6 protein-coding genes are annotated in these 8,660 nt (G+C 71.2%); all 6 read right to left on the bottom strand.

The features are described 5' to 3' along the window. Positions 1-13: 13 nt before the first annotated feature. Positions 14-1,534 (bottom strand): sensor histidine kinase, encoded by a 1,521-nt coding sequence (locus ACIPLC_RS06605; RefSeq protein WP_400471680.1) that lies wholly within the window; start codon positions 1,532-1,534, stop codon positions 14-16. A gap of 570 nt (positions 1,535-2,104) precedes the next feature. After that, positions 2,105-3,163, bottom strand: coding sequence for an SIS domain-containing protein (locus ACIPLC_RS06610; protein ID WP_400471682.1), 1,059 nt, complete (start codon positions 3,161-3,163; stop codon positions 2,105-2,107). A 185-nt stretch (positions 3,164-3,348) separates the two neighbouring features. Then, positions 3,349-4,644, bottom strand: coding sequence for an extracellular solute-binding protein (locus ACIPLC_RS06615; protein WP_400471684.1), 1,296 nt, complete (start codon positions 4,642-4,644; stop codon positions 3,349-3,351). 432 nt (positions 4,645-5,076) lie between these two features. Continuing rightward, complete coding sequence (locus ACIPLC_RS06620) at positions 5,077-6,630, bottom strand: glycoside hydrolase family 3 protein (RefSeq protein ID WP_400471685.1); 1,554 nt, start codon at positions 6,628-6,630, stop codon at positions 5,077-5,079. A 5-nt stretch (positions 6,631-6,635) separates the two neighbouring features. Further along, the gene (locus ACIPLC_RS06625; protein ID WP_400471686.1) at positions 6,636-7,463 is read right to left on the bottom strand and encodes a carbohydrate ABC transporter permease; all 828 of its coding nucleotides are present in this window, start codon (positions 7,461-7,463) and stop codon (positions 6,636-6,638) included. Further along, complete coding sequence (locus tag ACIPLC_RS06630) at positions 7,460-8,488, bottom strand: carbohydrate ABC transporter permease (protein WP_400471687.1); 1,029 nt, start codon at positions 8,486-8,488, stop codon at positions 7,460-7,462. The genes ACIPLC_RS06625 and ACIPLC_RS06630 overlap by 4 nt, the downstream gene beginning before the upstream one ends. Between the last annotated feature and the right edge of the window lie 172 nt (positions 8,489-8,660).

An 8,660-nucleotide genomic window follows, 5' to 3' on the forward strand; every position in this document is an offset into this window, starting at 1 on the left:
CAGCGGACCGGGATCAGCGGACCGGGATCTCCAGGATCACCTTGGTGCCGCCGTCCGGGCCGGCCACCATGTCGAAGGTGCCGCCCAACTCGCCCGTGGCCAGCGTGCGGACGATCTGCAGGCCGAGGTTGCCCGCCGTCTGCGGGTCGAACCCCTCGGGCATGCCGCGTCCGTCGTCCTGCACCGTGATCAGCAGGAACTCCTCCGGCCGGGCGCCGCCGTTCCAACTGTCCGACCAGCCCGCCCCGGTCGCCGGGGCCCGCCCACGCAGCGCGCTGACTTCCAGGTTCCCGGAGGCGGACGGGCCGAAGGCGTGCTCCAGCGCGTTCTGCAGCAGTTCGGTCAGCACCATCGACAGCGGGGTGGCCACCTCGGCGGACAGGATGCCGAAGCTGCCGCTGCGGCGGGTCGCCACCCGGCCGTCCTGGGACAGCTCCATCACCATCGCCAGCACCCGGTCGGCGATCTCGTCGAAGGCCACCTGCTCGTCCAGCGCCTGGGACAGCGTCTCGTGCACGATCGCGATCGAACCGACCCGGCGCACCGCCTCGTCCAGCGCGGCCCGGCCGGCCTCCGACTCCATCCGGCGGGACTGCAGCCGCAGCAGGGCGGCAACGGTCTGCAGGTTGTTCTTCACCCGGTGGTGGATCTCCCGGATGGTGGCGTCCTTGGTCATCAGCTCGCGGTCGCGGCGGCGCAGTTCGGTGACGTCCCGGCAGAGCACCAGCGAACCGGTCAGCGTGCCCTTGGGCTTCAGCGGGATGGCCCGCAGGGTCACCACTCCGCCCTGTACCTCGACCTCGGTCTGCCGCGGTGCCCAGCCGCTCGCCAGCTTCACCAGCGCCTCGTGCACGGCCGCCCGGGAGGGCGGGACCAGTTCGGCGGTGGCCCGGCCCAGGTGGCTGCCGACCAGATCGGTGGTGAGGCCGAGGCGGTGGTAGGCGGACAGGGCGTTGGGGCTGGCGTAGGTGACGATGCCGTCCGCGTCGAGCCGGATCAGGCCGTCGCCGACGCGGGGGGCGGCGTCCATGTCGATCTGCTCGACACCGGGGAAGGGGAAGCTGCCGGCGGCGATCATCTGGGCCAGGTCGGAGGCGCTCTGCAGGTAGGTGAGCTCCAGCCGGCTGGGGGTGCGGACGGTCAGCAGGTTGGTGTTGCGGGCGATCACCCCGAGCACCTTGCCCTCGCGCCGGACCGGGATGGACTCGACCCGGACCGGCACCTCCTCGCGCCACTCCGGATCGCCCTCGCGCACGATCCGGCCCTCGTCGAAGGCGGCGTCCAGCAGCGGGCGGCGCCCGCGCGGGACGAGGTGGCCGACCATGTCGTCCTGGTAGGAGGTGGGGCCGGTGTTGGGCCGCATCTGCGCCACCGAGACGTAGCGGATGCCGTCCCAGGTGGGGATCCACAGGACCAGGTCGGCGAAGGAGAGGTCGGAGAGGAGCTGCCACTCCGAGACCAGCATGTGGAGCCATTCCACATCGGCCCCGGTCAGGGTGGTGTGGCGGCGGACGAGTTCGTTCAGCGAGGGCACATGGCGAGGGTAGCGCCGCCGGTCGGGGCGGGGCGCGGCGGACCGGGGAACGGATCACGCGCCGGGCCTGCGGCGGAGCCCACTGCTCGAAGTTGTCCAGACCAATTTCCGGAGCGGCCTGGACAACCCAGATTGGTCTAGTCCACAATGAAAGGGCACCAAGGAGAGGTCCACCGCGCAACTGCCCTGACCGCGCGAGGCCTTTCCTCGGTCGGACGCCGCCGAGCGAGGACCCCGCACAGTTCTCGATCGACTCCGGCGACCGACGACAGCTCCGGGCTGCGGTGCCGCATGGGCTGAGGGTCCCGTGTCGGCGCCGTGGCCCGTAGTGCTTTCCGGGTGCGGCGCGCGTTCGACGCGTTCCGGGGGCTCCCCCGCCGAAGCCATGTTCCGCCGCTCAACGAGTCGGGGCCCCCGCCCCACCCGGTGGGGGGGGGGGCCCCCCGGGGGGGGGGGGCGCGCCCGGGGGGGGGGGGGGCCCCCCCCCCCCGCCGGGCCGCGGCCCCCCCCCGGGGGGGCCCCCCCCCCCCCGCGGGGGGCGGGGGCCCCGACTCGTTGTGGCGCCGTGCCTCAGTGGGTCTCGGTGACCTTGGCCAGGGCGCGCGGGGCGTCCGGGTCCTGGCCGCGGGCGATGGTGACCTCGTAGGCCAGCAGTTGCAGCGGGAGGATCTCCAGGATCGGCTGGACCTCCTCCGGCACGCCGGCCGGCAGGGCGAAGCCGGCCGAGGCGGCGTCCACCTGCACCTGCTGGCCGACCACGACCAGGTCCGCGCCGCGGCCGCGCAGGCGGTCCAGCACCGGCTGCAGGGCCTCGCCGCCCTTGCCGTCAGGGACGATCGCGATGACCGGCGAGACGTTGTCCACCATGGCCAGCGGGCCGTGCAGCAGGTCGGCGCCGGAGAACGGGGAGGCCGGGATGTAGGTGGTCTCCATCAGCTTCAGCGCCGCCTCTCGGGCGGTCGGGTAGCCGTAGCCGCGCGAGGTGATGACCAGGCGCTGGGCGAAGCGGTAGCGCTCGGCCAGCGCCTTCACCTCGGCGTGGCGGGCCAGGACGCCGGCGGCCAGGCCGGGCAGTTCCTTGGCCGCCGAACCGTCGCCGCCGCGCAGGCCCTCGACCAGCAGGTAGAGCGCCAGCAGTTCGGCGGTGTAGGTCTTGGTGGCGGGCAGCGCCTTCTCCGGGCCGGCCAGCACGTCGATGTGGAACTCGGAGACCTCGGCCAGCGGCGAGGCGGCGTTGTTGGTGACGGCGAGGGTGATGGCGCCGGCCTCGCGGGCGGCCTTGGTGGAGGCCACCAGGTCGGGCGAGCCGCCGGACTGGCTGACGGTGACGACCAGGACGTCGGTGAGGTCCGGCTTGGCGCCGTACGCGGTGGTGGTGGACATCGAGGTCAGACCGGCTGGCTTGCCGAGCAGGATCTCGATCAGGTACTTGGCGTACAGCGCCGCGTTGTCGGACGTGCCGCGCGCGGTCAGCAGGACGAAGCGAGGGTTGCGGGCGGCGATCTCGGCCGCGATCCGACGGATCTTCGGGGCACCCTCGTCGAGGATGCGCTGGAGGACGGCCGGCTGCTCGGCCATCTCCGCCGCCATGATCCGGCCGGGGACGGAAACAGTCTGCGGGTCGGACATCAGGATGTGCCTCCGATGAGATGGTTCGACCCCTCCGGGCAGGTTGCCCGACGGGGACCTCTACGGCGGCGAGTCCGCACACTCGCTGCGGTGGTTTCCTGCCGCAATCCTACGGTGGCCGCCCCGGGCGGGCACACCCGAAGGCCCTCCCCGGGCGGGGAGGGCCTTCGACGGCAGCACCGGGGTCAGGACGGCTTGTTGATCAGCTGGTCGATCGCGGCGTCGGCGTCCTTGGTGGCCTGGTCCACCGACTTGCCCTTGAGGATGCCGGTCAGCATGTCGGGCAGGATCTTCTGCTTCTCGACCGCGCCCCAGCCGGGGGCCAGCGGGGTGAACCAGGCGTCCGGCACCGCGTTGGCCGCGGCGGCGGTGGTCGGCTTGCTCTTCAGCGGGTTCAGCTGGGTGAGGTTGTTCGGCAGGATGTCCTTGTCGGCCAGCGTCTGCTGGGACTTGGTGCTGGTGAACATCCGTACCCAGTCGGTGGCCAGCTCGACCTGCGTGGACTTGGCGGTGACCGCGAGGTCGGAGCCGCCGATGAAGGTGGGCAGCGGCTTGCCGTCCGGGCCGGGCATGGTGGCCACCTTGACGGTGTCCTTGAGGCTCGGGTCGCCGGTGCCCGGCGCGATGACGCTGGCCGCCTCGTAGCCGTTGCCGTAGAAGGACGCGGCGTGCCCGCGGGCCATCGACTCGAACTGGTTCTGCTCGTTCACCGTCAGGTCGCCCTTGGTGTACTTGCGGACCAGGTCGACGAAGTGGCTGATGCCCTGCTGGGACTTGGCGTCGTGCAGGGCGCCGTGCCAGTTGCCGGAGCTGTCGAACTTGGCGATGCTGCCGCCGTACGCGGCCACGTAGCTCATCGCGGCGTACCAGTACGGGCCGGGCAGGTTGAACGCGGAGTAGCTCTTGTCGGCCTTGTTCTTGTCGGCGACCTTGTCCAGGGCCGCCGTCAGGTCGGTCTCGGTCTTGGGGAATTCGGCGCTGCCGGTGGCCTGCTGGAACGTCGCGGAGTTGTAGATGGCGACCCGGGCGCCGGCGTAGTAGGGCACGCACCAGAGCTTGTCCTGGTACGTACAGGTGTTGGCGAGCGCCTTGATCCAGCTGTCGGAGTTGTCGAAGGTGGTCCGGTCGACCGGGGCCAGCGCGCCGGAGAGCACGTACTTCATGGTCTCGGTGTTGCCCAGTTCGACCACGTCGGGCGCGGAGCCGTCGGCGATCGCCCTGTCGAGCTTGGTCACCTTGTCGGCCCAGCCCTGGTAGGCGAGCTTGAGGGTGACGTTCGGGTACTTCGCCGCGAACTGGTCGTTGACCTGCTGCACCAGGTCGGGCCAGTTCTTCTGGGCGTCGTCCATCAGCCAGACGGTGACGGTGCCGGTCGCGGCCTTCGGGTCGGCGCCGGGGCCCTTGCCGTCCGTCGACGCCGTGCCGGCCGAGGAGCAGGCCGTCAGCCCGGCCGCCAGGGCCGTGATTCCGAATGTCGACATGAGCTGACGCTTCTTCACGCCATCCTCCGAGGTGCTAGAGCCGTGTTGCCCGCCGGCAGCGTGATGGCGCCCGCAGCGGAGAGTCCGGGCAGGGGCGAAGAGCTTCGGGGAGGGCCGATACCACATCCGGTGAGGTTGAAGTTCGAACCGGATGACTGGACTCTGGCCTAGACCAAAGGTGGTGTCAACGGCCAAATGGCCCCGTGGCCACGGCCGTTGCAGAGCCGTTGTACCCCGTGGCGATCAGTCGCCGCACCGTCACCCTCAGTGGAACTTAAGGTGGATTTAAGGCCTACTTGAGGGAGCACGGTCACCTGCCGAATCCGCAGGTCAACGGCGGGGAAACGGAACGGGCCCGCCATGCGACATGCGCATGGCGGGCCCGTCGGCCAACGCCTCCCGGACACTCCCGGTGACGTTCCCCCCGTTGGTTCAGCCGATCGCTCCCGGCTGCCCGGTGAGCACCTCCACGGCCGCCAGCCCGCAGACCCGGGCGGCACCGTGGGTGGCGATGTAGAGCGCGCCGACCGGCTCGGACTGCGGCAGCCCCATCTCGACCACCGCGGCGTCCGGCCGGGCCGCCACCAGGCGGCCCAGCGCGGCGGACATCCACGAGTGCCGGTGCGCGTCCCGGACCACCAGCACCAGGCGGCGGCCCTCGGCGCCGGCCACCAGCTCGGCGACCAGCCCGTCCAGCAGCTCGGGGGTGGCCTCGGCCGCCGAGACCGCGCGGGTGCGGGTGCCGGGGAAGCGGTCGGCCAGCATGCCGGCCACGCCCCACGGGGTGACGTCGCCGACGGCGATGTTCGGCTCGTCCGAGAACGAGGCCACGAACGGGCGCTCGGACACCGGCAGCGGCTCGCGGCCCGGCGCCCGGACCACCTTCAGCGCCCGGCGGGCGGCCCGCAGGCCGACCGCGAGGTCCGGCTCCGGCCGCTCGCCCTGGGCCGAGATCCGGCCCCAGCTGCCGAGCGAGCGGACCCGGTCGGCGGCGTCCGCCAGCCGCTCCTCGGAGAGCGCGCCGGCCCGCACGCCCGCCACGATGGCGTCGCGCAGCATCAGCACGGTCTCCTCGTCGGCCAGCCCGCCGCCGACGCAGATCGCGTCCGCGCCGGCCGCCAGGGCCAGCACGGTGCCGTCGCCCATCCCGAAGGTGTCGGCGATGGCGCCCATCTCGATCGCGTCGCTGACGATCAGGCCCTGGTAGCCGAGGCCGCCGTCGGCCGGGGCGGCGCGCAGCAGGTCGCGCAGCACGGTGGGGCTGAGGGTGGCCGGCAGCTTCGGGTCGAGCGCCGGGATCATGATGTGGGCGGTCATCACGGCCTTGGTGCCGGCCGCGATCGCCGCCTGGAACGGGATCAGGTCGCGGGACCGCAGCACGTCCAGGTCGACGTCGATGACCGGCAGGCCGTGGTGCGAGTCGACCGCGGTGTCGCCGTGGCCGGGGAAGTGCTTGGAGCAGGCGGCCACGCCGGCCGACTGCAGGCCCTCCACCCAGGCGGCGGTGTGCCGGGCGCACAGCTCCGGGTCGGCGCCGAAGGAGCGGACGCCGATGACCGGGTTGCGCGGGTTGGAGTTGACGTCCGCGGTGGGCGCCCAGTTGTAGTTGACGCCGGCCGCGGCCAGCGCCCGGCCCAGCTCACGGGCGACGTCCCGAGTCAGCGCCGGGTCGTCGATCGCGCCGAGCGCGAGGTTGCCGGGCCAGGACGAGCCGGAGCCCGCCTCCAGCCGGGTGACGTCGCCGCTCTCCTCGTCGATGGCGATCAGGAGGTCGGGGTTCTCCTCGCGCAGCGCCTTGGTGAGCTTGGAGAGCTGGTCGAGGTCGACCACGTTGCGGTCGAACAGCGCGACCGAGCCGAGCCCGGCGGCGAGGTGGCGGCGCAGCCACTGCGGCGGCTCGGTGCCGACGAAGCCGGGCTGCAGGACGGTCAGGGCGTCGCGGTGCAGCTGGTCGCTGACCGGAGCGGTGGGGACGAGGATGCTCACGTTTCTCAGCCCTTCACGGCGCCGTCGGTCAGTCCACCGACCGCCTTGCGCTGCAGGAAGACGAACAGGATCAGCACGGGGATGGCGAACATCGTGGACGCCGCCATGGTGGCGCCCCAGTCGTTGCCGAAAGCGGTCTTGAAGGACGACAGCCAGAGCGGGAGGGTCTTGCCCTCCTCCTTGTTGAGGATCAGGACGAGCGGGAACTCGTTCCACGCGGTGATGAAGCCGAACAGCGAGGTCGACATCAGGCCGGGGGCCAGCAGCGGGAAGATCACCTTCACGAAGGCCTGGGAGCGGGTGCAGCCGTCCACCATGGCCGACTCCTCCAGCTCCTTCGGCACCGCGGCGATGAAGCTGCGCAGCGTCCAGATGGTGAAGGGCAGCACCATCATCATGTAGAAGAAGGTCAGCGGCACCAGGCTGTTCAGCATCTCGTTGTCGCGCGAGATCATGTAGACCGCGATGGTCATGACCTCCCACGGCGCCATCTGCGCGACCATGACGACCAGGACGAAGGTCTTGCGGCCGCGGAACTTCATCCGGGCGATGGCGAAGGCCGCGAGGGTCGCGATCACCAGCGAGAGCACCACCGCGCCGACGGTGGCGATGAGGCTGTTGGTGACGTACGTCCAGAAGTTGGGCGCGTTGATCGCGGTGGTGAAGTGGTCGAGGGTCCCGTTGAACGGGATGAAGACCGGCGTCTTGCTGATGATGTCGTTGTCCTGCTTGAAGGCAGTCGCGATCATCCAGTAGACGGGGAAGATGAAGAAGACGAAGAGGACGACCGCGATCACGTTCGGCCAGGTACGTCCGATGAGCGAGCGCCTCACAGCTCGTCCTCCTGCTTGATCATGATGCGGAAGTAGTACGCCATCAGCGCGCCCAGCATCAGGATGGTGAGCACCGCGATCGCGGAGCCGATGCCGTAGTGCTGCCCGGCCGAACCCTCCAGGAAGGCGTGCACGGGCAGGGTCCGGGTCAGGTTCTCGGGGCCGCCGCCGTTGATCGCGTACACCTGGGTGAAGGCCTTGAAGACCCAGATGATCTCCAGGAACGTCGTGGCCAGGAAGAACGGCTTCAGGTTCGGGAAGATCACCGAGCCGAAGATCTTGGACGCGCCGGCGCCGTCCATCCGGGCGGCCTCGTAGAGCTCCTTGGGGATGGTGGTCAGTCCGGCGTACATGTTGAACGCCACGAAGGGGACCGACTGCCAGACGATCAGCAGGATCACCACGAAGAAGGTCGAGTACTGGTCGCTCATCCAGTTGTAGTCGGCCATCGCGTGCCAACCCAGCTTGTCCAGGACCCAGTTGACGACGCCCCACTGCTGGTCGAACAGCCAGGTGTAGACGGTGGTCGCGGCGACCACGGGCATCGCCCAGGCCATCAGCAGCCCGACCGAGAGGAGCAGCCGCATCCGCTTGCCGAGGCGGTTGAGCAGCAGGCCGATCAGGGTGCCGCCGGCCATGATCAGCACGACGTTGACCAGGGTGAAGGCGACGGTGCGCCCGGTGACCGCCCAGAAGTCCGGGTCGGTCAGCTGGTCCTTGTAGTTGTCGAAGCCGTTCCACTCGGTCAGGTGCTGGACGAACTGGCGCTTGTTGAGGTTCTGGAACGACAGCAGGACCGTCTTCACCAGCGGCCAGCCGAGCAGGGCGACGGTCGCCACGGTGGCGGGCAGCAGCAGCAGGTACGGTGCCAGGCGTGCACCGAGGCCCGGCCCGTCCGCGGGTCTGGCGCCCTTGCGGGGGGTGCCGTCGGCGCCACCACCGGCGGCACTCGTCTCAATTCCGGCCACGGCAGCCTTCCCTGAATCCGGGGACTGCGTCTGCACCCGATCCGAATGCACAGCCATCGTTCTCACTTCCTCACAACCCGACCACGACGGACAGGCGTGGGGGGGGGGGCCCCCCCCCCCCCCCGCGGGGGGGGGGCCCCCGGGGGGGGGGGGGGGGGGGGGGGGGGGGGGGCGGGCGCGGCGGGGCGGGCGGCGGGGGGGGGGGGGGGGGGGGGGGGCCCGCCCCGCC

It is taken from the genome of Kitasatospora sp. NPDC086801 (assembly GCF_044745805.1).
Lineage (GTDB): Bacteria > Actinomycetota > Actinomycetes > Streptomycetales > Streptomycetaceae > Kitasatospora.

What these genes read in the sequence shown, in the direction of transcription:
- ACIPLC_RS06630 (WP_400471687.1), bottom strand. Translation starts at nt 8,488, where the DNA reads ATGGCTGTGCATTCGGATCGGGTGCAGACGCAGTCCCCGGATTCAGGG.
- ACIPLC_RS06615 (WP_400471684.1), bottom strand. Translation starts at nt 4,644, where the DNA reads ATGTCGACATTCGGAATCACGGCCCTGGCGGCCGGGCTGACGGCCTGC.
- ACIPLC_RS06610 (WP_400471682.1), bottom strand. Translation starts at nt 3,163, where the DNA reads ATGTCCGACCCGCAGACTGTTTCCGTCCCCGGCCGGATCATGGCGGCG.